Origin of the sequence: Streptosporangium sp. NPDC023963, assembly GCF_040639135.1 — a bacterium.
In the GTDB taxonomy this organism is placed as follows: Bacteria; Actinomycetota; Actinomycetes; order Streptosporangiales; family Streptosporangiaceae; genus Streptosporangium.
Genome location: NZ_JBEZZK010000031.1, coordinates 23,390 through 49,634, shown reverse-complemented (window position 1 = coordinate 49,634; position 26,245 = coordinate 23,390). Strand labels below are relative to the sequence as shown.

Genomic DNA, 26,245 nt, shown 5'->3' with positions numbered 1-26,245 from the left:
CTGGTGCTGGCGGCCGAGGGCGGCGTGCGGGTGCAGGTGCTGGTCGGTGCGCCGCAGGAGTCGGGGACGCGGTCGGTGGCGATCCACTCGCGCGCCCATGACGTCGAGGACTGGACGCTGCACGCGCAAGGCGAGCTGGCCGAGCAGACGGGCGAGCCGGGCTTCGATGTGACGGTGTGGCCGCCGGCCGACGCGGTGACGGTGGCGGTGGAGGATCTGTATGAGCGTCTGGCCGAGATCGGTCTGGAGTACGGGCCCGTCTTCCAGGGGCTGGCGCGGGCGTGGGTGCGTCCGGGTGAGGTGCTCGCCGAGATCGTTTTGCCTGAGCAGGCGCATGCCGAGGCGGCGCGGTTCGGGGTGCATCCGGCGTTGCTGGACGCGGCGTTGCACGCCAGCGCGTTGGGTGATCTGTTGCCCGCTCCGGAGCCGGGCCGGCCGTATCTGCCGTTCGCCTGGAACGGGGTGTCGGTCCACGCGGTCGGCGCCACCACCCTGCGCGTCAGAGCGACCAGGAATGCCACCGCCAACGTCGGGAGCGTCGGCATCACGCTGAACATCGCCGACGGCAGCGGCGCACCCGTGGCCGACATCGAGGCACTCACGCTTCGGGCCCTGTCCACGGCCGGCCTGGGCAACACCGCGGGCCAGAACCTGTACCGGCTCGAGTGGAGTGCGGCTCCTGCCGGTTCCGCCTCCGCTTCCGCGGAGGTGCCCGGGTGGGTGGTGGCCGATTCGCTCGACGGTTCACTCGACGGTTCGCCGGCCGGCGAGGTCGCGGAGTGCGTGCTGGTCGAGGTGCCGGCCGGGGTGCACCAGGCGCTGGGCCTGGTGCGGGAATGGCTGGCCGAGGAGCGGTTCGCCTCCTCGCGGCTGGTGCTGGTGACCCGGGGCGCGGTGGCGGTGGCCGAGGTCGAGGACGTGGACCCGGCGCAGGCCGCGGTGTGGGGCCTGGTGCGGGCGGCGCAGGCGGAACAGCCGGGCCGGTTCGTGCTGCTGGACGTGGAGGCCGGGCCGCTGGACCCGAGAACGATCGGCCGGGCGCTCGCCTCGGGCGAGGCGCAGGTCGCGATCCGGTCGGGCGCGCTGTGGTCGCCGCGCCTGGCACGCGCGGCCGTGCCGCAGTACGAGCGGCTGGAGTTCGGGCCGGAGTCCACGGTGCTGGTCACCGGAGGCACCGGCGGCCTGGGCGCGCTGGTGGCCAAACACCTGGCCACCACCTACCAGGTCAAGCACCTGCTGCTGGCCAGCCGGCGCGGTGAGCAGGCCCCGGGTGCGGCCGAGCTGGCGGCCGAGCTGACCGAGCTCGGCGCCACGGTCACGGTCGCGGCCTGCGACGTCGGCGACCGGGACGCGCTGGCCGGGCTGATCGCGGCCATTCCCGTCCAGCACCCGCTGAGCGGCGTGGTGCACACGGCCGGCGTCCTGGACGACGGTGTGATCACCGCGCTCACCCCCGAGCGGCTGGACCGGGTCATGCGGCCCAAGGCCGACGCGGCCTGGCACCTGCACGAGCTCACCCGGCATCTCGACCTGTCCGCGTTCGTCCTCTTCTCCTCCCTCTCCGGGGTGCTCGGCGGCGCCGGCCAGAGCAACTACGCCGCGGCCAACGCCTTCCTCGACGCCCTGGCCGAGCACCGCAGATCACAGGGCATGGCGGGCACCTCGCTGGCCTGGGGCCTGTGGGAGAGCGGGGGCATGGCGGAGGAACTGACCGAGGCCGACCTGCGCCGCATGGAGCGCATGGGCCTGAAGCCGCTGTCGGCCGCCGACGGGCTGGCCCTGTTCGACGCCGGCCTGAACCACGACCTTCCGGCGCTGGTCGCCGCCCGGTTCGTGCAGGCCAGAACCACGGCCCGTACGGCGATGCCCCGGGCGGGCGCCCTGCACGGGCTCACCGAACGGCTGGCCGCGATGGAGCCCGCGGAGCGCCAGGCGGCACTGTCGGACCTGGTCCGCGGCCAGGCGGCCATGGTTCTCGGCTTCGCCGACCCCTCGGCGATCGAGCCCCAGCGCCAGTTCCAGGACCTGGGCTTCGACTCCCTCACCGCGGTCGAGTTCAGGAACAGGCTCAGCGCCGTCACCGGGCTCCGGCTGCCGGCCACGCTGGTCTTCGACTACCCCACCTCGATCGAGCTGATCGAGTATCTGGTGGACCACTTCGACGGGGCGGAGGACGAGGAGGCGCAGACCCTGCGGCTCTTCGCCGAGATCGACAAGATCGAGAGCACCGTGACCGGGCTGGCGGAGGAGAGCGTCGCCCGCAACCGGCTGGTCTCCCGCCTCAAGGACCTCCTGACGGGCCTCAACGGCCTCGGCGCGGCCGACCACTTCGAGACGGCCACCGACGACGAGATGTTCGCCTTCATCGACAACGAGCTTGAAGTCTCCTGACCTGTGCGCTTCTGCTGAGAAGGAATACCCGAGATGGCAAACGAAGACAAGCTCAGGGACTACCTGAAGCGGGTTACAGCCGACCTCCAGCAAACTCGTCGGCAGCTGCACGAGATCGAGGGCCGCGACCGCGAGCCCATCGCGATCGTCGGCATGAGCTGCCGCTACCCGGGCGGGGCCACCTCGCCGGAGGAGTTGTGGCGGCTGGTCGCCGAGGGCGGTGACGGGATCTCCGAGTTCCCCGCCGACCGCGGCTGGCGAGAGGACCTTTACCACCCCGACCCGGACAACCCTGGCACGACCACCGCCAGGCACGGCGGCTTCCTCTACGACGCCGCCGAGTTCGACGCGGGATTCTTCGCCATCTCCCCGCGCGAGGCCCTGGGGACCGATCCGCAGCAGCGGCTGTTCCTGGAGACGTGCTGGGAGACCTTCGAGCACGCCGGCATCGACCCGGTGTCGGTGCGCGGCAGCCGCACCGGGGTCTACGCCGGGGTCATGTATCACGACTACTTCCGAGCGGAGGCGCTCGGCAGCGTCACCTCGGGCCGGGTCGCCTACGCCCTGGACCTGGAGGGCCCGGCCGTCTCCGTCGACACGGCGTGCTCCTCGTCGCTGGTGGCGCTGCACCTGGCGGTGCACGCCCTGCGCAGGGGCGAGTGCTCGCTGGCACTGGCCGGCGGCGTCACGGTGATGGCGACCCCGAACACGTTCATCGAGTTCTCCCAGCAGCGGGGCCTGTCCGGCGACGGCAGGTGCAAGTCGTTCGCCGACGCGGCCAACGGCACCGGCTGGAGCGAGGGCGTGGGCGTGCTGCTGCTCGAACGCCTCTCGGACGCCACGGCGAACGGGCACAACGTGCTCGCGGTCATCCGCGGCAGCGCGGTCAACCAGGACGGCGCCAGCAACGGGCTGTCGGCGCCGAACGGCCCCTCCCAGGTCCGGGTGATCAGGGAGGCGCTGGCCGACGCCGGCCTGTCGCCCTCGCAGGTCGACGCGGTGGAGGGGCACGGGACCGGCACCGTGCTGGGCGACCCGATCGAGGCGCAGGCGCTCATCACCGCCTACGGCCAGGACCGGAAGGCCGGCGATCCGCTCTGGCTGGGCTCCCTGAAGTCGAACATCGGCCACACCCAGGCCGCCGCCGGCGTCGGCGGCGTCATCAAGATGGTGATGGCCCTGCGGAACGGCGTGCTGCCTCAGACGCTGCACGTGGACGAGCCGACCGAGCACGTGGACTGGTCGGCCGGCGCCGTGGAACTGCTGACCGAGGCCCGCGCCTGGGAGCGTCGCGACGCGCCGCGCCGGGCGGCCGTCTCGGCCTTCGGGTTCAGCGGCACCAACGCCCACGTGATCATCGAGGAGACTCCCGTCCGGCCCGACGAGGCCGAGCCGGAGAGGCTGCCGCTCCCGCTGGTGCCCTGGGTGGTCTCCGCCAAGGACGCGCAGGCGCTCGCGGCGCAGGCCGGCCGGCTCCACACGTGGGCGGCCTCGCACGAGGATCTGCCGGTGGCGGACGTGGGCTGGTCCCTGGCGACCGGCCGGGCCGTACTGGACCGGCGCGCGGTGATCGTCGGAGCGGACCGGGCCGAGCTCCTGGCGGGCCTCCAGGCCCTCGCGGAGAAAGCGACCCTGCCGGGAACCGTCACGGGAACCGGGACGGGCGGGCAGCTCGCCTTCCTGTTCGCCGGCCAGGGCAGCCAGCGGGTGGGCATGGGGGCGTCCCTCGCGGCGGCGTTCCCGGTGTTCGCCGACGCGCTGGAGGAGGTCTGCAAGGTCCTGGACCCGATGCTTCCGCACCCCGTACGCGAGGCGATGTTCTCCGGTCCCGAAGAGGTGCTGGCCGAGACCGGGATGACCCAGCCGGCGCTGTTCGCCTTCGAGGTCGCCCTCTACCGGCTGCTCACCTCGCTCGGCATCACCCCGGACGTGCTGGTCGGCCACTCGGTCGGAGAGATCGCCGCCGCCCACGTGGCCGGGGTGCTCTCCCTGCCCGACGCCTGCACGCTGGTCTCCGAGCGGGCCCGGCTGATGCAGGCCCTGCCGCAGGGAGGGGCGATGCTGGCCGTCGCCGCCTCCGAGGCCGAGGTGCTTCCGCTGCTGGAGGGGCGTGACGTCGGCATCGCCGCGGTCAACGGCCCTCAGGCCGTGGTGATCTCCGGTGGCGAGGCCGCGGTGGAGGAGATCGCCGCCCTGGTGAGCGCCCGCACCCGCAGGCTGCGCGTCTCGCACGCCTTCCACTCGCCGCTGATCGAGCCGATGCTCGCCGAGTTCCGCCAGGTCGCCCGGTCGCTGACCTACCACGAGCCGACGGTGCCGATCGTCTCCGACGTCACCGGCAGGCGAGCCCCGGCGGGACAGCTGACCGACCCCGGCTACTGGGTGGACCACGTACGGCAGGCGGTCCGCTTCTCCGACGCCGTCACCACCGCCCGCACCGGCGGCGCCACGGTGTTCGTCGAGATCGGCCCCGACGCCGTCCTGACCAGCCTGGCCAGGCAGATCCTCGACGGCGACGACGCCGTCGCCTTCGTGCCGACCGCCCGCAAGGACCGCGACGAGGCGCGAGCCTTCGTCGAGGCCCTCGGCCACCTGCACGGCAGGGGCGTCGTCGTCGACTGGGACGCCTACTTCGCCGACGCCTGCCCCCGGCGCGTCGACCTGCCCACCTACGCCTTCCAGCGCAAGCGCTTCTGGTTCATGCCGGGAAGCGCCGCCCCCGAGCAGGTCGCCGACGCCGTCGACCCCGAGTTCTGGTCGGCGGTGGAGCGCGAGGACGTGGCCGCGCTCGCCGCGACGCTGAACATCGAGGACGGCTCCCCGCTGGCCGCCGTGCTGCCCGCGCTGTCGTCGTGGCGGCGCAGCAGGCGCGAGCAGGGCGTGCTGGACTCCTGGCGCTACCACGTGACGTGGGAACCCGTCACCCTGCCGGACGCCAGGCCGTCCGCGCTGTCCGGCACTTGGCTGATCGCGGTCCCGGCGGCGCGCGCCGCCGACGAATCGGTGATCTCCGTTGCCGAGGCCCTCGAGCGGCACGGAGCCAGGACCGAGGTGGTCGGGCTGGGCGACGACTTCGGCGGCGAGGCGCTGCCGTACGGCGACACCCCGCCCGCGGGCGTGCTCTCCCTGCACTGCGACCTGGCACAGACCCTCTCGCTGATCCAGGCCACGGACGGCGTGAACGCGCCGCTGTGGATCGGCACCGACGGCGGCGAGAGCGTGAGCCGCGTCGACTTCGTCCGTGACCCCGAGCAGGGCGCGGTGGCCGGGCTGGGCCGCGTCCTCACCCTGGAACACCCCGACCGCCCGGGCGGGACCGTCGACCTGCCGGAGACCCTCGACACACGCGTCCTCAACCGCCTGGTGAGCGTGCTCGCCGGAGCGGGGGAGGAGGACCAGCTGGCCGTCCGCGCCTCCGGGATCTTCGCCAGGAGGCTGACCAGGGCACCCCGGCGGCGGACGGGCCCGGCCGGACACTGGCAGGCGCGCGGCACCGCCCTGATCACCGGCGGCACCGGCGGCCTGGGCGCGCACGTGGCGCGCCGGCTCGCCCGCGGCGGCGTCGAGCACCTGCTCCTCACCAGCAGGCGAGGCGCGGACGCCCCCGGCGTCACGGAACTCGTGGCCGAGCTCGAGGAGATGGGCGCGCGGGTCACGGTCGCCGGGTGCGACGTGTCCGACCGCGCCGCGCTCGCCGCGCTGATCGGCGAGGTCGAGGCGGGCGGCGACACCATCAGGTCGGTCTTCCACACGGCGGGCGTCCCGCACATCCAGCCGCTGCTCGACCTCGGCCGCGACGAGCTGGCCGAGGCCACCCGGGCCAAGACCACCGGCGCCGCCCACCTGGACGAGCTCTTCACCGGCCCGCTCGACGCCTTCGTGCTGTTCTCCTCCGGCGCCGGCGTCTGGGGCGGCTCCCACAACGGCGCCTACGCCGCGGGCAACGCGTACCTCGACGCGCTCGCCGCCCACCGCCGCGCCCGCGGCCTTCCCGGTACGGCGATCGCCTGGGGCTTCTGGGACGCCGCGGGCGGCGGGATGACCACGCTGCTCGGCGAGGACGACGCCCGCAGGAGCGGCATCCGCTACATGGATCCGCTCACGGCCGTCGAGGGACTCTGGCAGGCGCTGGACGACGACGAGACCAACCTGGTGATCGCGGACATCGACTGGCCGCGTTTCGCCCCGCTCCTCGCCGTCGCCCGCCGGCGCCCCCTGCTGGAGGGCGTGCCCGAGGCCGTCGCGGTGCTCGAAACCGGCGGCGGAACCGGCGGAGCGGCCGGCGCGGAGGTGTCCGAGCTGGGCGCCCAGCTGGCCCGGCTCGACCCGCAGGACCAGACCCGCCTCCTGGTGACGCAGGTCCGCAAGGAGGTGGCCGACGTGCTCGGATACGCGGACCCGGCCGAGGTCGGCGTCGACCGGGCCTTCCGCGACCTCGGCTTCGACTCCGTCACGGCCGTCGAGCTGCGCGGCAAGCTCAACCTCGCCTTCGGCATCCGCCTGCCGGCCACCGTGGTCTTCGACTACCCGAACGTGAAGGCGCTCGCGGAGCTGGCCAGGACCGAGATCCTGGGCGTGCGGGAGGAGACCGCGATCGTCGGGGCGGTCCGCGGCGACGTGGCCGACGACCCGATCGTGATCGTCGGGATGAGCTGCCGCACCCCGGGCGGGGTGAACGGCCCCGACGACCTCTGGCGGCTGGTCGCCGAGGGCGGGGACGCCATCTCCCGGCTGCCCGACAACCGGGGGTGGGACGTCGAGGGGATCTACGACCCGAGCCCGGAGGCGGTCTTCGCCTCGTACACGCAAGACGGCGGTTTCGTGCTCGGCGCGGGCGAGTTCGACCCCGAGTTCTTCGGGATCAGCCCGCGCGAGGCCCTCGCGATGGACCCGCAGCAGCGGCTGCTGCTCGAGGCCTCCTGGGAGGCGATCGAGCACGGCCGCATCGACCCCGGCTCGCTGCGCGGCAGCCGTACCGGCGTGTTCGTGGGCGCGGCCTACGAGGAGTACGGCCGCAACTCCGACCAGGTGCCGCTGGAGTCCATCGGGCACCTGGTCACCGGCACGCTGAGCAGCGTCGCCTCCGGCCGCGTCGCGTACGCGATGGGGTTCGAGGGGCCCGCGGTCACGGTCGACACGGCGTGCTCGTCGTCGCTGGTGGCGCTGCACCTGGCGGTGCAGGCGCTGCGCAACGGCGACTGCGACCTGGCCCTGGCGGGCGGTGTCACGGTGATGTGCACCCCGCTCGGCTTCATCGGCTTCAGCCTGCAGGGCGCGCTCGCCAGGGACGGCAGGTGCAAGGCCTTCGCCGGCGCGGCGGACGGCTTCGGCCTGTCGGAGGGCGTCGGCATGCTCCTGGTCGAGCGGCTGTCGGACGCGCGCCGCAACGGTCACCCGGTCCTGGCGGTGGTACGCGGGTCGGCGGTCAACCAGGACGGCGCGAGCAACGGGCTGACCGCGCCGAACGGTCCCTCGCAGCAGCGGGTGATCCGCCAGGCGCTGGCCAACGCGGGCCTGTCGCCCGCGGACGTGGACGCGGTCGAGGCCCACGGCACCGGCACCACCCTCGGCGACCCGATCGAGGCGCAGGCACTGCTGGCCACCTACGGCCAGGACCGGCCCGAGGACCGGCCGCTGTGGCTCGGCTCGGTGAAGTCGAACATCGGCCACACCCAGTCGGCGGCCGGCGTGGCCGGGGTCATCAAGATGGTGATGGCGATGCGGCACGGCGTGCTGCCGCAGACGCTGCACGTGGACGAGCCGAGCCCGCACGTGGACTGGTCGGCGGGCGCCGTGGAACTGCTGACCGAGGCCATCGCCTGGCCGGACAGCGGACGCGAGCGCCGCGCCGCCGTCTCGTCGTTCGGCATCAGCGGCACGAACGCGCACGTGGTGCTGGAGGAGGCCCCCGCCCAGGACACCCAGGACGACGAGGTGGCGCCTTCCGAGCTTCCGGCGCTGCCCGCGGTGCCGTGGGTGCTGTCCGGGCGGAACGCCCAGGCCCTGCGCGACCAGGCCGGACGGCTGGCGCGGGCGGTCGCCGCGTCCGAGGCACGCCCGGAGGACGTGGCCCACTCGCTGGCCGTCTCCAGGTCCGCGTTCGACCACCGCGCGGTGGTCGTGGGCGCGGATCGCGACGGGCTGCTGGCCGGGCTGCACGGCCTGGCGGACGGCGCCGCCGTCACCGGAGTGATCGAGGGCGCGCCCGGCTCGGGCGGTAAGACGGTGTTCGTCTTCCCCGGCCAGGGGTCGCAGTGGCTGGGCATGGGTGTCGAGCTGCTGGAGTCGTCCGCGGTGTTCGCGGCGCGGATGGCCGAATGCGAGGCGGCGCTGGCGGAGTTCGTGGACTGGTCGCTGACCGGGGTGCTGCGGGCCGAGGAAGGCCAGCCGGGCTTCGACCGGGTGGACGTGGTCCAGCCGGTGCTGTGGGCGATGATGGTCTCGCTCGCCCAGCTGTGGCAGTCACTCGGGGTCGCACCGGCGGCGGTGGTGGGCCACTCCCAGGGAGAGATCGCGGCCGCGGTGGTGGCCGGTGCGCTGTCCCTGGAGGACGGTGCGCGGGTGGTGGCGTTGCGCAGCCGGGCGATCGTGGCACTGGCCGGCCGGGGCGGGATGGCCTCCGTCGCGCTGCCGTCGGCCGAGGTGGCCGAGCGGCTGGACCGCTGGGACGGGCGGGTGTCGATCGCCGCGATCAACGGCCCGGCCTCCACGGTCGTCTCCGGTGACGTGGACGCGCTGGAGGAACTGCTCGCCGGCTGCGAGGCGGCCGGGGTGCGGGCCAAGCGGATCGAGGTCGACTACGCCTCGCACTCCGCGCATGTCACCGCGATCGAGGACGAGCTCGCCACGCTGCTGGCGCCGGTCGCGCCGCGTACCGGCCACACCCCGTTCTTCTCCACCGTGACCGCCGGCTGGTTCGAAGGCGCCGAGCTCGACGCCGGGTACTGGTACACCAACCTGCGCCGGCCGGTCCAGCTGGAGCCGTCGGTGCGCGCGCTGATGGAGCAGGGGCACGGCGTGTTCGTGGAGTGCAGCGCCCACCCCGTGCTGACCATGGCCGTCCAGGAGACGGCCGACGCGGCCGACCACGACGTCACGGCCATCGGCACCCTGCGGCGCAACGAGGGCGGCCAGCGCCGGATGTGGTCCAGCGCGGCAGAGCTGTGGGTGCGCGGCGGCGACGTCGACTGGGAGCGGGCCATCGCCCCCGCCCGGCCGAGCGTCGTCGACCTGCCCACCTACGCCTTCCAGCACCAGCACTTCTGGCTCGAGGAGCGCACCGCCACCGCCGGTGACGTCGGCGCCGCCGGCCTGGGCGCGGCCGGGCACCCCCTGCTCGGCGCGGCCGTGTCGCTGGCCGGCGCGGAGGGCGTCCTGCTGACCGGCAGGCTGTCGCTGAGGACGCACCCGTGGCTGGCCGACCACGCGGTCAACGGGCAGGCGATCCTGCCGGGAACCTCCTTCGTCGAGCTCGCGCTGCGCGCCGGCGACGAGGTCGGCTGCGACCTCGTCGACGAGCTCACCATCCAGGCGCCGCTCACCCTGCCGGAGCGGGGAGGGGTCCAGCTCCAGCTGGCCGTCGGCGCGCCCGACGACGAGGGGCGGTGCTCGCTCGCCGTCCACGCGCGGCCCGACGGCGGGCTGTCCGACGACCCGTGGACCTGCCACGCCGTCGGCGTCCTCGCGACCGGCGCCGCGCAGCGGCCGGTGCGGGACACGGCCGCCTGGCCGCCCGAGGGCGCCCAGGCCGTGGACGTGTCCGGCATGTACGGCTGGCTGGCCGAAGCCGGTCTCGGCTACGGCCCGACCTTCCAGGGACTGCAGGCCGTCTGGCAGCGCGGCGAGGAGGTCTTCGCCGAGGTCGCCCTGCCGGAGGGCACGGACACCGGCGGGTTCGGCCTCCACCCCGCGCTCCTCGACGCGGCGCTGCACTCCGTCGCGCTGCACGCGACCGGCGCGCAGGCCGGGCCGCAGATGCCGTTCGCCTGGACCGGCGTGCGGCTGCACGCCACCGGAGCCACCTCGATCCGGGCGCGGCTGTCGATCCCGGAGGCCGGCCGCGTGGCGCTCACCGTCACCGACCAGGCGGGCGCCCCGGTCGCCGACGTGGCGGCCCTGCTGCTGCGCCCGCTGCCCGCCCCGAGCGCCGCCCCGGCCGCCGGTACGGCCCGCGACTCGCTCTACGCCCTCGACTGGGCGCCCGTCCCGGCCGGAGAGGTGCCGGCCGGGCAGCGGTGGGCCGCCGTCGGCGACGCGACCGGCCTGTCCCGCGCCGGGATCGACGCCGTACGGCACGACAGCCTGGCCGCGCTCCTCGCGACGGAGCAGGTGCCCGACCTGGTGTGCGTGTCGCTGGACGGCGGACCGGCGGGCCCGCTCGCCGAGGCCGTCGCCGACCGGACCTGCGAGGTCCTCGACCTGCTGCGGACCTGGCTGGCCGAGGAGCGCTTCCCGTCCTCGCGGCTCGTCCTCATCACCCACGGCGCCGTCGCCGCGACCGGCCACGACGAGGTCGCGGACCTGCGCAACGCCGCCGTCTGGGGGCTGGCCAGGTCGGCGCAGTCGGAGAACCCGGACCGGCTGATCCTGCTCGACCTGGACGGCCACCCGGACTCCTACCGGGCGCTGCCGGCCGTGCTGGCCGGCGGGGAGACCCAGCTCGCGCTCCGCGAGGGGACGGCGTACGTGCCCAGGCTGGCCCGCGCCGGATCCGGGCGCGGCACCGCGCTGGTCCCGCCCTCCGGGACCGGGAACTGGCGGCTGGACGTGACCGGCCGCGGCACGGTCGACAACCTGGCGCTGCTGCCCGCGGACAACCCGCCGCTCGCCCCCGGCCAGGTCAGGATCGCCACCAGGGCGATGGGGCTGAACTTCCGCGACGTGCTGATCGCCCTGGACATGTACCCCGGCGACGCCCCCATGGGCGGGGAGGGCGCGGGCGTCGTCACCGAGGTCGCCGACGACGTCACCACGCTCGCGGTCGGCGACCGGGTGATGGGCATCGTCGACGGCTTCGCCCGGCTCGCCGTCGCCGACCACCGGCTGCTCGCCCGGATCCCCGACGAGTGGACGTTCACCGAGGCGGCGTCCGTGCCGATCGCCTTCGTCACCGCCTACCACGCGCTCGTGGACCTGGCCGGCCTCCGCGCCGGCGAGTCGCTGCTGGTGCACGCCGCCGCCGGTGGCGTCGGGACGGCCGCCGTGCAGCTCGCCCACCACCTGGGGGCCGAGGTCTACGGCACCGCGAGCGAGGGCAAGTGGGACGCGGTGCACGCGCTGGGCGTCCCCCGCGAGCGGATCGCCTCCTCTCGGACGCTGGAGTTCGCGCGGACCTTCGGCGCCGGGGTGGACGTGGTGCTCAACTCCCTCGCCGGCGAGTTCGTCGACGCCTCGCTCGGGCTGCTGCGTCCCGGTGGGCGGTTCATCGAGATGGGCAAGACCGACGTGCGGGATCCGGCCGCGGTGCTCCCCGCGCGCTACCAGGACTTCGACCTCACCCGGCTCGACCCGGCGCGCACCGGCGAGATCCTCGCCACGGTCGTCGCGCTGTTCGCGGAGGGCGCGCTCCGGCTGCCGCCGATCCGCGACTGGGACGTCCGCCGGGCCGGCGACGCGTTCCGGCATGTCGCCCAGGCCCGCCACATCGGCAAGGTCGTGCTGACCATGCCGGCCGAGCTCGACGGCGAGGGCACCGTGCTCGTCGTCGGCGGCACCGGCGCGCTCGGCGCGCTGGCGGCCAGGCGGCTGGTCACCGAGCACGGGGTGCGGCACCTGGTCCTGGCCGGCCGCCGCGGCCCCGAGGCCGCCGGTGCCGCAGAGCTGGAGGAGGAGCTGACCGGGCTGGGGGCCACCGTACGGATCGTCGCGTGCGACGCGGCCGACCGGGACGCCCTGGCGGCGCTGCTCGCGACGATCCCCGCCGAGCACCCGCTGACCGGCGTCCTCAGCACGGCGGGCGTGCTGGACGACGGCATGATCTCCTCGCTCACCCCCGAACGCGTCGAGGCCGTGCTGCGGCCGAAGGTAACCGCGGCCGTCAACCTGCACGAGCTCACCGCCGGGCTCGACCTGGCCCGGTTCGTGCTGTACTCGGGCGCGGCCGGCGTGTTCGGCAGCCCGGGGCAGGGCAACTACGCGGCGGCCAACGCCTTCCTGGACGCGCTCGCCCAGCACCGCCGGGCACGCGGGCAGGCGGCGACGTCGCTGGCCTGGGGCCTGTGGTCGCCGCGGAGCGGCAGCGGGATGACCGGCCACCTGGACGAGGCCGACATCGGCAGGCTGAACAGGTCCGGGATGGGCGCGCTCGACCTGGACCAGGGACTCGACCTGTTCGACCTGGCACTGGGCGCGGACCAGGCGGCCCTCGTGCCCATGCGGCTCGACCTCGCCACGCTGCGCGCGGGCGCCGCGGCCGGCTTCGGGCATCCGCTGCTGCGCGGCCTGGTGCGGACCACCGCCCGTCGCGTCGTGGCGGCGGAGTCGCAGGAGGCCGAGTCCCTCACCGACCGGCTGGCGGACCTTCCCGAAGCCGACCGGACGCCGATGCTGCTGGACCTGGTGCGGAGCCACGTGGCCGCGGTGCTCGGCTTCGCCGGGTCCGAGGTGGTGGAACCCGGCCGGGCGTTCAAGGAGATCGGCTTCGACTCGCTGACCGCGGTGGAGCTGCGCAACCGCCTCAAGGCCGCCACCGGGCTGCGGCTGCCCGCCTCCCTGGTCTTCGACTACCCCAACCCCGCCGCGCTGGCCGGGCACCTGCTGGAGGAGATCGCGCCACCGGCGCACAGCGCGGAACAGCAGGTCCTGGCCGAGCTCGACCGGATCGAGGCCAGGCTGGCCGTCGTCGCGGCCGAGAGCGCGACCTCCGAGGACATCACGGCCCGGCTGGAGCAGCTGCTCTTCTCCTGGAAGGAGAGGCGGCCGGACTCCGGACCGGCGGAGGAGGACGTGGCCGGCCGGCTGGCCGCCGCGACGGCGGACGAGATTCTCAACTTCATCGACAACGAGCTCGGCATTTCCTGAGCAGGCGTAGTAGAGCGGGAGAGGAAGGCAGATGGCAACAGAAGCACAGCTCGTCGAGTACCTGAAGCGAGTGACGACCGAGCTTCACGACAGCAAGAAGCGCCTGCACGCGGCCGAGGAGAAGGACCACGAGCCCATCGCCATCGTCGGCATCGGATGCCGCTACCCGGGAGAGGTCGAGAGCCCGGAGGACCTGTGGCGGGTCGTGGCCGACAGGACCGACGCCATCTCGAACTTCCCCGAGGGACGCGGCTGGGACCTGGAGGCGCTCTACAACCCCGACCCCGACGCGTTCGGCACCTCGTACGTCGCCGAGGGCGGGTTCGTACACGACATCACCGAGTTCGATCCCGGCTTCTTCGGGATCAGCCCGCGCGAGGCCGTCGCGATGGACCCGCAGCAGCGGCTGCTGCTGGAGACCTCGTGGGAGGCGATCGAGCGGGCCGGCATCGACCCGGCCACCCTGCACGGCAGCAGGACCGGCGTGTTCGTGGGCGCCAACAGCCCCGAGTTCCTCACGATGATGACGCATGCGCCGGCGGAGCTGCAGGGCTACATGATGACCGGTGTCGCCACCAGCGTGGTGTCCGGCCGCATCTCCTACACCCTGGGACTGGAGGGGCCGGCCGTCACCATCGACACCGCCTGCTCGTCGTCCCTGGTCGCGCTCCACCTCGCGGTGCGCGCGCTGCGCAACGGCGACTGCACGATGGCGCTGGCCGGAGCGGTGACCGTGCTGGCGACCCCCGGTACCTTCCTCGGCTTCAGCCGGGTGCGCGCGCTGGCCAAGGACGGGCGTTCCAAGGCGTTCTCCAACGCCGCCGACGGCATGGCGCTCGCCGAGGGCGCCGGCGTGCTCCTGGTCGAGCGGCTGTCGGACGCGCGCCGCAACGGCCACCCGGTTCTCGCGGTGATCCGCGGGTCGGCGATCAACCAGGACGGCGCGAGCAACGGCCTCACCGCCCCGAACGGCCCCTCGCAGCAGCGGGTGATCCGCCAGGCGCTGGCCGACGCCAGGCTCGCCCCCGTCCAGGTTGACGTCGTCGAGGCGCACGGCACGGGCACCGCGCTCGGCGACCCGATCGAGGCCCAGGCCATCCTGGCCACGTACGGCCAGGACCGCCCCGAGGACCGGCCGCTGTGGCTCGGCTCGGTGAAGTCGAACATCGGCCACGCCCAGGCCGCCGCGGGCGCCGCCGGGGTCATCAAGATGGTGATGGCCCTGCGCAACGGCGTCATGCCCGCCACCCTGCACGCCGAGGAGCCCTCCGAGCAGATCGACTGGACGGCGGGCGACGTGGAACTCCTGACGGAGGCCCGTCCCTGGCCGGCCGGCGCGGAACCGCGCCGGGCCGGCGTGTCCTCGTTCGGCATGAGCGGCACCAACGCGCACGTGATCATCGAGGAGGCTCCCGCCCAGGAGACGGCCGAGGCCGAGGCGCCCGTCGAGCCGCCGGTGGTGCCGTGGGTGCTGTCGGCGAAGACGGGCGACGCGCTCCGGGCGCAGGCCGGGCGGCTGGCGTCGTGGACGGCCGAGCGCGCCGAGCTGGGCCTGGCCGACGTGGCGCACTCGCTGGCGGTGTCGCGGTCGGCCTTCGACCGCCGGGCCGTGGTGGTGGGGAACCGGGCCGAGCTGACGGCGACCCTGGAACGGCTCGCCTCCGGCACGGTGTCGGGCGCCGTGGAAGGAGCGGTGGGGACCGCGGGCAAGACGGTGTTCGTCTTCCCCGGTCAGGGGTCGCAGTGGCTGGGGATGGGTGTCGAGCTGCTGGAGACCTCGGAGGTGTTCGCGGCGCGGATGGCGGAGTGTGAGGCGGCGCTGGCGGGGTTCGTGGACTGGTCGTTGACCGGGGTGTTGCGGGCCGAGGAGGGCCAGCCGGGCTTCGACCGGGTGGATGTGGTGCAGCCGGTGTTGTGGGCGATGATGGTCTCGCTCGCGCAGGTGTGGCGTTCGCTCGGGGTGGAGCCCGCGGCGGTGATCGGTCACTCGCAGGGTGAGATCGCGGCCGCGGTGGTGGCCGGTGCGCTGTCCCTGGAGGACGGTGCGCGGGTGGTGGCGTTGCGCAGCCGGGCGATCGTGGCGCTGGCGGGTCAGGGCGGGATGGTGTCGGTTCCGCTGCCCTCGGCCGAGGTGGCCGGGCGGTTGGAGGGGTTGGACGGCCGGGTGTCGATCGCCGCGATCAACGGTCCTGCCTCGACGGTGATCTCCGGTGATGTGGACGCGCTGGACGGGCTGCTCGCGGAGTACGAGCTCGCGGGGGTGCGAGCCAAGCGCATCGAGGTGGACTACGCCTCGCACTCGGCGTACGTCACCGCGATCCAGGACGAACTGACGAGGCTGTTGGCTCCGGTGACCCCCAGAAGCGGCGAGGTCCCGTGGTATTCGACGGTGCGGGGGTGCTGGCTGGAGGGTGTGGAGGCCGGTGGCGCGTACTGGTATGAGAATCTGCGCGAGACGGTGGGGTTCGGTCCGGCGGTGGAGGCGCTGGCGGGTGAGGGGTTCCGGTTCTTCGTGGAGTGCAGCGCGCATCCGGTGTTGCGGATCGGGGTGCTGGAGAGTGTGGAGGCGGCCGGACTCGCGGACGCCTGCGTGGTGGTGGGCACGCTGCGGCGTGATGACGGCGGGCCGCGCCGGTTGTGGACGAGCGCGGCCGAGCTGTGGGTACGCGGCGGGGATGTCGACTGGGAGAGAGCCATCGCCCCGGCCGGTCCTCGCCGGGTGGATCTGCCCACCTACGCCTTCCAGCACCAGCACTACTGGCCGGGCAGCATCCAGACCAGCGGCGATCTCGCGCAGCTCGGCCTGGGGACCACCGGGCACCCGCTGCTCGCCGCCGCCGTGTCGCTCGCCGACGCGGAGGGCGTCCTGCTGACCGGCAGGCTGTCGCTGAAGACACACCCGTGGCTCGCCGACCACGAGGTCAACGGGCAGGTGCTGCTGCCCGGCACCGCCTTCGTGGAGCTGGCCGTACGGGCGGGCGACGAGGTCGGCTGCGACCTGCTGGAGGAGCTGACGCTGCAGGCGCCGCTGATCCTGCCCTCCACCGGCGGCGTGCACGTGCAGATCGCCGTCGGCGCGCCCGACCAGGACGGCAGGCGCCCGCTGACCATCCACTCCCGCGCCGAGGAGGAACCGTGGACCAGGCACGCGAGCGGCTTCCTCACCGAGGACACCGCCGCGGCCACCTTCGCCGAGCAGTCCTGGCCGCCGCCGGGCGCGACGGCCCTGCAGGCGGGCGACGTGTACGAGCTGATGGCCGGGATCGGCGTCGACTACGGCCCGGCCTTCCGCGGGCTGACCGCGCTGTGGCGCAGGGACCGGGAGATCTTCGCCGAGGTCGCGCTGCCGGAGGGCACCGCCGCCGGCGAGTTCTGCCTGCACCCCGCCCTCCTCGACGCGGCGATCCAGCCGCTCGCCGTGGGCGGCTTCTTCGACACCGGGACCTCCGGGGCCTCCGGTGGCCCGATGCTGCCGTTCGCCTGGACCAACGTGCGGCTGGCGGCCACCGGCGCCGCCGCCCTGCGCGTACGGCTCTCGCCCGCCGGGACGAACAGCGTGCGCATCGAGGTCGCCGACACCGCGGGCGCGCCCGTCGCCTGCGTGGACTCGCTGGTCGTACGGGCGCTGGCCGCCGAGGACCTCAAGGCGGGCACCGACCCGCTGCGCGACGCGCTCTTCGCGCTCGACTGGGTCGCGGCGCAGCCCCTGGCGGCTGTCGAGCCCGGCGAGCCCGGCGAGGCGCACTACGTCATCGCCGGCGGCGACGGCTCCCGGCTCGGAGCCGTCCTGGAGGCGGCCGGAGCCCGGGTCGGCGCGCCGGACCCCGACGGGCCGATGCCGAGGCTCGCGTTCCTGCCGTGCAGCCCGGTCGCCGACGCCGACGCGGCGGACGGGGCGCGGGCGGCGACCACCGAGGTGCTCGCGGTCGCGCAGTCCTGGCTCGACCAGGACAGGTACGCCGACGTCCCCCTGGTCGTCGTCACCCAGGGGGTGGTGGCGGGCGACAACCTGCCCGGCGCCGCCGTGTGGGGGCTGATCCGCTCCGCGCAGTCGGAGAACCCCGGCCGCTTCGTCCTGCTGGACGTCGACGGCACGGACGCGTCGTGGCGGGCCGTCCCGGCCGCCGCGACCTCCGGAGAGCCCCAGGCCGCCCTGGTCGAGGGCGAGGTCCTCGTCCCGAGGCTCGCCCGCCACCCGGTCGCCGAGACCGGTACCGAACCTGACGCTGTCGAGACCACCACCGGCTGGGAGGCCGGCGGGACCGTACTGATCACCGGAGGCACCGGCACCCTGGGCGGCCTCGTCGGGCGCCACCTGGTGACCGGGCACGGCGTGCGGCGGCTGCTGCTGACCAGCCGGCGCGGCCCCGACGCGGAGGGCGCCGCCGGGCTCGTGGCCGAGCTCGCCGAACTCGGCGCCGACGTGACCGTCGCCGCCTGCGACGCCGCCGACCGCCAGGCCCTCGCCGCCGTCCTGGCCACCGTCCCGGCGGAGCACCCGCTCACCGGGGTGGTCCACGCGGCGGGCACGCTCGACGACGGCGTGCTGGCCACCCTGACGCCCGAGCGGATCGACGCCGTGCTGCGTCCCAAGGCCGACGCCGTGCTGAACCTGCACGAGCTCACCAAGGACCTGCCGATCTCGGCGTTCGTGCTGTTCTCCTCGGCCGCGGGCGTCTTCGGCGGCCCCGGCCAGGGCAACTACGCGGCGGCCAACGCGTTCGTCGACGCCCTGGCCGTGCGGCGGCGCAGGCTGGGCCTGCCCGCCCTCTCCCTGGCCTGGGGCCTGTGGGAGCAGGACAGCGGACTGACCGGCACCCTCAGCGACGCCGACCGGGCCAGGCTGGCCCGCACCGGAGTCGTCCCGCTGACCACCGAGGACGGCCTCGCCCTGCTCGACGCGGCCTGCGCCGCCGACCGGGCGACGCTGGTCCCCATCCGGCTGGAGCTGCGCAACCTGCGGATGGCGGCGCAGTTCGGCGCGCTGCCCGCGATCCTGCAGGGTCTGGTCCCCGTCTCCAAGCGGCGCGTGGTCGGCTCCGACCCGGCCGCCGCGTCGCAGCTGCGCGAGCGCCTGGCCCGCCTGCCGGAGAGCGAGCACCACAAGGTCGTGATGGACCTGGTGCTCGACCAGGTGGCGACCGTGCTCGGCTACCCCGACCCGAGCGCCGTGGAGCAGGACCGGCCCCTCAACGAGGCCGGCTTCGACTCGCTGACGGCGGTGGAGTTCCGCAACCGGATGAACGCGGCCACCGGGCTGCGGCTGCCCGCCACGCTGATCTTCGACTATCCGACGCCCGCCGCCCTCGTCCAGTACCTGTGCGGCAGGCTCCTCGACGGCCCCAGGGCGGCCGTGTCCACCCACAGCGCGATCGACGCGGAGGAGCCGATCGCCATCGTCGGCATGAGCTGCCGGCTGCCCGGCGGCGTCACCGGCCCGGACGACCTGTGGAACCTGGTGGCCGGGGGAGGCGACGCGATGTCGATGTTCCCCCCCGACCGCAACTGGAACCTGGACGAGCTCTACCACCCCGACCCGGAGCACCCCGGCACGACCTACGCGCGGGAGGCCGGGTTCGTCTACGACGCCACCGCGTTCGACCCGTCGTTCTTCAGCATCTCCCCGAGGGAGGCCGTCGCCATGGATCCCCAGCAGCGGCTGCTGCTGGAGGGTTCGTGGGAGGCGCTGGAGCACGCGGGCATCGACCCGGCCGCCGTGCGCGGCAGCAGCACGGGCGTGTTCGTCGGGCTGATGTACCACGACTACGGGGTGCACCTGCAGAACGTGCCGAGCGACCTGGACGGCTTCGTCGGCACCGGAGTCTCGGCCGGTGTCGCCTCCGGCCGGGTGTCCTACGCCTTCGGCTTCGAGGGGCCTTCGGTCACCCTGGACACGGCGTGCTCCTCCTCGCTGGTCGCGCTGCACATGGCGATGCAGGCGCTGCGCAGGGGCGAGTGCTCGCTCGCGCTCGCCGGCGGCGTCACCGTGCTGTCCACCCCCGCGGTCTTCGTCGACTTCAGCCGCCAGCGCGGCCTGGCCGCCGACGGCCGCTGCAAGTCCTTCGCCGACGCGGCGGACGGCACCGGCTGGGGCGAGGGCGTGGGCATGCTCCTGGTGGAGCGGCTCTCCGACGCCCGCCGCAACGGCCACAAGGTCCTCGCGGTGGTGCGCGGCAGCGCGATCAACCAGGACGGCGCCAGCTACGGGCTCACCGCCCCCAACGGCCCCTCCCAGCAGCGCCTGATCGAGCAGGCCCTGGCCGACGCCCGGCTGACCAACGCCGACGTCGACGCCGTCGAGGGACACGGCACCGGCACCACCCTCGGCGACCCGATCGAGGCGCAGGCCATCGTGGCCACCTACGGCCAGGACCGGCCGGAGGACCGGCCGCTGTGGCTGGGGTCCGTCAAGTCGAACATCGGCCACACCCAGGCCGCCGCCGGCGTCGCGGGCATCATCAAGATGGTGATGGCGATGCGGCACGGCGTGCTGCCGCGGACACTGCACGTGGACGAGCCGACCACGCACGTGGACTGGTCGGCGGGCGCGGTCCGCCTGCTCACCGAGGCCACGCCGTGGCCCGAGACCGCGCGGCCGCGCCGCGCGGGCGTCTCGTCCTTCGGGATCAGCGGTACCAACGCCCACGTCATCCTGGAGCAGGCGCCGGAGGAGCCCGCGGAGACGCGGGACGCGCCCGAGCGCCCGCTGATCCCGTGGGTGCTGTCGGCCAAGACGCAGGACGCGCTGAAGGCCCAGGCGCGCAGGCTGCGCGGCCACCTGGAGTCGTGGACGGAGCACTCGGCGGCCGACGTCGCCCGGTCCCTGGCCACGACGCGCTCCTCGTTCAAACGCCGGATGGTCGTGCTCGGCGCCACCCGCGAGGAGCTCACCGCCGGGCTGGACGCCGCGCTGGCGCAGCGGCAGGCGGACAACGTGATCACCGGTTCGGCCGCCCGAGGCAGGGTCGCCTACCTGTTCACCGGCCAGGGCAGCCAGCGGCGGGGGATGGGGGAGGAGCTGTACGCGGCCTACCCGGAGTACGCGGCGGCGTTCGACGCGGTGTGCGCCCGGTTCGACCGCCACCTCGACCGTCCGCTGCGCGAGGTCATCACCGGTGACCCCGAGCTCCTCCAGCAGACCCGCTACACCCAGGCCGCCCTGTTCGCCGTCGAGGTCGCGCTGTTCCGCTGCCTGGAGGCATGGGGGGTGCGCCCGGACTTCCTCGCCGGCCACTCCGTCGGCGAAATCGTCGCCGCGCACGTCGCGGGCGTGCTGTCACTGGACGACGCGGTCACGCTCGTGGCCGCGCGCGGCGGCCTGATGCAGGCGCTGCCGCCCGGCGGGGCGATGATCTCGGTGCGCGCCGCGGAGGCCGACGTGCTGCCGCTGCTGGCCGGGTACGAGGACCGCGCCGGCATCGCCTCGGTCAACGGCCCGGCCTCCGTGGTCCTGTCCGGCACCGAGGAGAGCGTGCTCGAGCTGGCGGAACTGCTGGCCGGGCGCGGGCACAAGACCAAGCGGCTGGCCGTCAGCCACGCCTTCCACTCGCCCCTGATGGAGCCGGTGCTGGAGGACTTCCTGAACGTCGCGAGGCAGCTGACCTTCCACCCGCCCGCGATCCCCGTCATCTCCAACGTCACCGGGGAGCCGGCCACCACAGAGGAGCTGACCTCGCCGGAGTACTGGGCCCGGCACCTGCGGCAGGCCGTGCGCTTCTGCGACGGGATCAGGACGCTGCGGAGCCGCGGCGTCACCACCTTCCTGGAGCTCGGCCCCGACGCCGTGCTGTCGGCCATGGTCGGCGACTGCGCGGAGGGCTGGACCGGGGTGGCCGTCCCGGCGCTGCGCCGCGACCGGCCGGAGGCGTCCGCGCTGCTCGACGCGCTGGCGCGGGTCTCCGCGCACGGGACCGACGTCGACTGGGGCGCCGTCGTCGGCACGGGCGCGACCGTGCAACTGCCCACCTACCCCTTCCAGCGGCAGCGCTACTGGCCCGACCCGCCCCCGGCGGAGACGGCTGTGGCGGCCGTACAGCCCGACCACGAGCTGTGGGACGCCGTCGCGCGCCAGGACCTGGACGGGCTGCTCGCCACGCTCGGCCTCGGAGCGGGGGCCACGCTGGACGACCTCCTGCCCGCGCTGGCCAGGGTGCACGGCGGCGGGAGCGGCGGCGCCGAGCACGGGCACCCGCGCTACCAGCTCGGCTGGCGGCCGCTCACCGACCTGCCCGCGCCGGTCCTGTCGGGAACCTGGCCGGTGGTCGCGCCGGACGGCTCCGCCGGAGTGGACCGGGCGCTGGCGGCCGGGCTGGCCGCGCACGGCGCCGACACCGTCGTGCTCCCGGAGATGCCCGCCTCCGACGCGGGAGTGGCGGGCATCGTCTACCTGCTGCCGGAGGGCGCGCCCCTTCCCGAGGTCGCGCCCGGTTCGGCACCGGTCTGGGTGCTCACGCGGGGCGCGGTCCGGGTGTCGCCGTCCGACGGGGACGCCGTGCCGGTGACCGTACGGGCATGGGGAGCGCTCAGGACCGCGGCCCGCGACGGGCTGCTGCGGAACGGCGGGCTGGTCGACCTCCCGGCCAGGCTGGACGAGCACGTGCTGCGGCAGCTGTGCGTGGTGCTCTCCGGCGTGACCGGAGAGGAGGAGCTGGCCGTACGGCTCGGCGGGGTGTTCGCGCGCAGGCTGCGACCGGCACCGTGCCGGGGGGCGGCGCTGGGGGCGGAATGGCGGCCCAGCGGCACGGTCATGCTGGCCGGGCCGCTCGACGAGACCGCCGCCGAGCTGGGCAGGTGGGCCGCGCGCAACGGCGCGGAGCAGGTCGTCCTCACCGAGCCGGACGCCAGGCTCGCGGGCGAGCCCGGCGTGGTCGTGCGGGCGATCGGCGACGATCTCTCGTCTCTCCCGGCTCTGTCGGCCCTCCTGGATCTCCCGGTGACCGCCGTCGTCTGCACGACGCCGGAGGCGGCCCGGTTGTTCGACGAGCGGACCCGCCCGGCGGACCTGTCCGCCTTCGTCATGCTGGCGCCGGCGGGGGCGGCCTGGGGCGAGGACGGCGCGTCGGACCACGAGTACTTCAACGCGCTGGCCGCCGCGCGGCGCGAGGCGGGGCTGCCGGCGCTGTCCGGCGCGGTCGGCCTGAAGGAACCGGCCGACGCGGTCGCGGCCGTCCGCCACGCGCTGCGCCAGGGGGACACGACGCTCGTCGTCGCCGACCCCGACTGGATCGCGCTGGCCGCCGCGACGCGCTCCCGGCTCCTGGACGACATCCCCGAGGCGGTGCTCGTCCAGGACGAGCCGGAGGATCTGGTCGACGGCGTCGCCGCCTTCCGCCGCCTGCTGGACGACAGCCCGGCGGAGGAGCACCACGGCATCCTGCTCGACGTGGTGCGCCGCCAGGCCGCCGCGATCCTGCAGTTCCCGCTGCATGACGCGGTCGAGCCCGACGCGGAGTTCTTCGAGCTCGGCTTCTCCTCGATGGCCGCGGTGGAACTGCGCAACCGGCTCAGCGAGCTGACCGGCATCGAGCTGGCCGCCGACGCGGTCTACGACTACCCGACACCGGCCGAGCTGGCGGAACACCTGCTCGCCGAGGCCACGGCCCCGGCCGCGGGCTGAGAAAGGACGACCCCGTGCTCGATGGATTCACCCCCTGGCCCGAGGAGTTCGCGGAACGCTACCGGGCGGCGGGCCACTGGACCGATGAGAACCTCGGCGAGTTCCTGCGCCGACTGGCCCGCTCCCACCCGGGCAGGACCGCCCTCGTGGCGGGCCCGCACCGGTGGACCTACGCCGAGCTGGACTCGCGCGCCGACCGGATGGCGGCCGGGCTGCACGAGCTCGGCATCGGCGCCGGCGACCGCGTCGTCGTGCAGCTGCCGAACGTGCCGGAGCTGGTGACGCTGTTCTTCGCGCTGTTCAGGATCGGCGCCCAGCCGGTCCTGGCGCTGCCCGCGCACCGCAGCAGCGAGATCACCTACTTCTGCGAGTTCACCGAGGCGGTCGCCTACGTCGTCGCGGACACGCATCTCGGGTTCGACTACCGGGAGCTGGCCGCCGAGGTCGTCGCCCGCGTGCCCACCGTCAAGCACGTCCTCGTCGCGGGAGATCCGGGTGGCGCGGGTGCCCCGGGTGACTCGACCGGCTTCGTGGCGCTGGGCGACGTCCGGGGCGAGTCCCTGCCCGACCTGCCCCGCCCCGACCCGGCGGGGGTGGCGCTCTTCCTGCTGTCCGGCGGTACGACCGGGGTGCCCAAGCTCGTGCCGCGCGCCCACCAGGAATGGAGCTACAGCGGGCGCGCGGTCGGCGAGGCCTGCGGCTACGACGCGAACACCGTCCACCTGGTGAACCTGCCGCTGAGCCACAACTGGCCGCTGACCCACGGGCTGCTGGCCACCTTCCACGCGGGCGGGACGCTCGTGCTGGCACCGGGCCCGAGCCCTGACCAGTCCTTCCCCCTCATCGAGCGCGAGCGGGTGACCGAGACCGGCCTCATCCCCGGCGCTGCCCTGCTCTGGATGGAGGCCGCCGAGTGGGGCGAGCACGACATCTCCAGCCTGCGCCGGGTGACCATCGGCGGCACGAAGCTGCAGCCCGAGCTGGCCCGCCGGGTGGAGCCCGCCCTCGGCTGCCGGCTCCAGCAGGCCTTCGGCATGGCGGAGGGCCTGTGCGGCTTCCACCGGCCGGACGATCCGGCGGACGTGGTCCTCGTCAGCCAGGGGTTGCCCGTCTCCCCCGACGACGAGGTGCGGGTGGTGGACGAGGACGACAACGACGTCGCCCCCGGAGAGGTGGGCCAGCTGCTGGCCCGCGGGCCGTACACCACCCGCGGCTACTACCGGGCGCCGGAGCACAACGCCCGGTCGTTCACCGCGGACGGGTTCTACCGGAGCGGCGACCTGGTGCGGCTGCTGCCCACCGGGCACGTGATCTTCGAGGGCAGGGTGAAGGACCAGATCAACCGGGGCGGCGACAAGATCGCGGCAGAGGAGATGGAGAACCACCTCCTCGCCCATCCGAACGTCCGCGAGGTCGCCTTCGTGGGCCTGCCCGACGAGGTTCTCGGCGAGCGGAGCTGCGCCTGCGTCGTCCCCCGGGGTACGCCTCCGACGCTGGTGGAGCTCACCGCGTTCCTGCGCGGGCGCGGCGTCGCGGCCTTCAAGTTCCCCGACCGCCTGGAGATCGTCGAGGCCCTCCCCGTCACGCCACTGGGCAAGGTCAGCAAGAAGCAGCTCGCGGGCATGTTCGGTTAACAGAGGACGATTCCCCATGCACCTGCCAAACATCGACCCGCACCTGCCGAACATCGACCCCCACCTTCCGGACACCGACTCACGCCCGCCGGGCATCGACTCACGCCCGCCGGGCACCGCCCCGCGCCTGCCGGGCGTCGACCCGTACCCGCTGGACATCGACCTGCCCGGATTCCTGGAAGTGCACGCGAAGGCCACCGCCGAGTCGCGCAACAGCGCGAGCCGGACCCTGGCGACCTGGCGCCAGGAGATCGACCCCGTCGACCCGGCCTGGCTTCTCGCGCCGGTGTTCGCGCGGACGAGGCGGGCGTTCGTCTGGGTGTCGCCCGAGTCGAGCGTGATCGCCATGGGCAGCGCGGCCGACTTCGTCGAACGCGGCTCCGGCCGCTTCGCCGGCATCCGGGCGAGCTGGGAGAGAGCCGCCCAGAACGCGGTGGCCGGCGGGCCGGGCCGGCGCGGTACGCCGTCGCTGGTCGGCGGCTTCGCCTTCGCCCCGCGGCCCGGGCCGCTCCCGGAGGCGCTGATGTGGGTGCCCCGGGTCCTGGTCGCCCGGGATCGGGACGGGCGGACCACGCTCGCGCTCAGCGTGAGCGTCGACCCCGGCAACCCCGTGCAGGACGACGTGGCGGGGGTGATCGCCCAGGCCTGCGGCCTGCTCTCCGCCGCGGGCGGGCGCCCGTGCCCCAGCCCCTACCTCGCCGGGACGACCGTCACCGAATTCCCCTCCGCCGCCGAGTGGAAGGCGCTGGTCGCGCGGGCGGCGGACCAGATCGGCCGCGGCAGGTTCGACAAGGCGGTCCTGGCCCGCCAGTTGCGCGTGACCTCGCCCTGTCCCTACGACGTGCCGTCCGTGCTGGGGTCCCTGCTCGCCGCGCAGTCCGGGACCACCGTCTTCGCCGTCGCGGCCGGCGGGCACGCCTTCGTCGGCGCCACCCCGGAAAGGCTGGTCAGCCTGCACGCCGGACGGGCCCGGTCGATGAGCCTTGCCGCGTCCATGCCGCGCGGCGCCACACCGGCCGAGGACGCCCGGCTGCGCGCGGCCCTGCTGGAGGACGACAAGAGCCGGCGCGAACAGCAGGTCGTCACCGCGATGCTCCGCCGCGCCTTCGACCAGGTGTGCCGCGAGGTCTCCGTGCCCGCCGAGCCGCAGGTGCTCGACCTGCCGAACCTGCGCCACCTGCACAGCCGCATCGACGGCGAGATCGCCGACCCGGAGAACACCGGCGTGCTCGACCTCGTCGAGCGGCTGCACCCCACACCGGCCGTCGGCGGCCACCCCCGGGAGGGGACACTCGACTGGATCTCCGCCGCCGAGCCCTTCGACCGCGGCTGGTACGCCGGTCCGGTCGGCTGGATGAACACCGACCAGGAGGGGGACTTCGCCGTCGCCCTACGCTCCGCCCACCTGCACGAGGGGACCGCCACCCTCTACGCGGGGTGCGGGATCGTGGCGGGCTCCGACCCGGATGTGGAGCTCCAGGAGACCAGGCTCAAGTTCCGTCCTATGCTCAATGCTCTTGCCGTGCCCGCGTACGGGCCGGACGGGGCGGGAACCTCTTGATCGGGAAACACGCACGAGAGGCAC

Annotated in this window: 5 protein-coding genes; all 5 read left to right on the top strand. The window is 74.5% G+C overall.

All coding sequences use genetic code 11. The features are described 5' to 3' along the window. Positions 1-2,391: type I polyketide synthase (locus tag AB0F88_RS43670; RefSeq protein WP_362698367.1), on the top strand; the 2,391-nt coding region annotated here is incomplete at its 5' end. A gap of 33 nt (positions 2,392-2,424) precedes the next feature. After that, positions 2,425-13,410 (top strand): type I polyketide synthase, encoded by a 10,986-nt coding sequence (locus AB0F88_RS43665; protein ID WP_362698364.1) that lies wholly within the window; start codon positions 2,425-2,427, stop codon positions 13,408-13,410. Between the two features lie 31 nt (positions 13,411-13,441). Continuing rightward, positions 13,442-23,026 (top strand): SDR family NAD(P)-dependent oxidoreductase, encoded by a 9,585-nt coding sequence (locus AB0F88_RS43660; protein WP_362698361.1) that lies wholly within the window; start codon positions 13,442-13,444, stop codon positions 23,024-23,026. Between the two features lie 14 nt (positions 23,027-23,040). Then, entirely contained in the window at positions 23,041-24,660 is a 1,620-nt protein-coding gene (locus AB0F88_RS43655; RefSeq protein ID WP_362698358.1) for an AMP-binding protein, read from the top strand. Positions 24,661-24,676: 16 nt separating this feature from the next. Continuing rightward, complete coding sequence (locus tag AB0F88_RS43650) at positions 24,677-26,221, top strand: isochorismate synthase (RefSeq protein ID WP_362698355.1); 1,545 nt, start codon at positions 24,677-24,679, stop codon at positions 26,219-26,221. Positions 26,222-26,245: the final 24 nt, after the last annotated feature.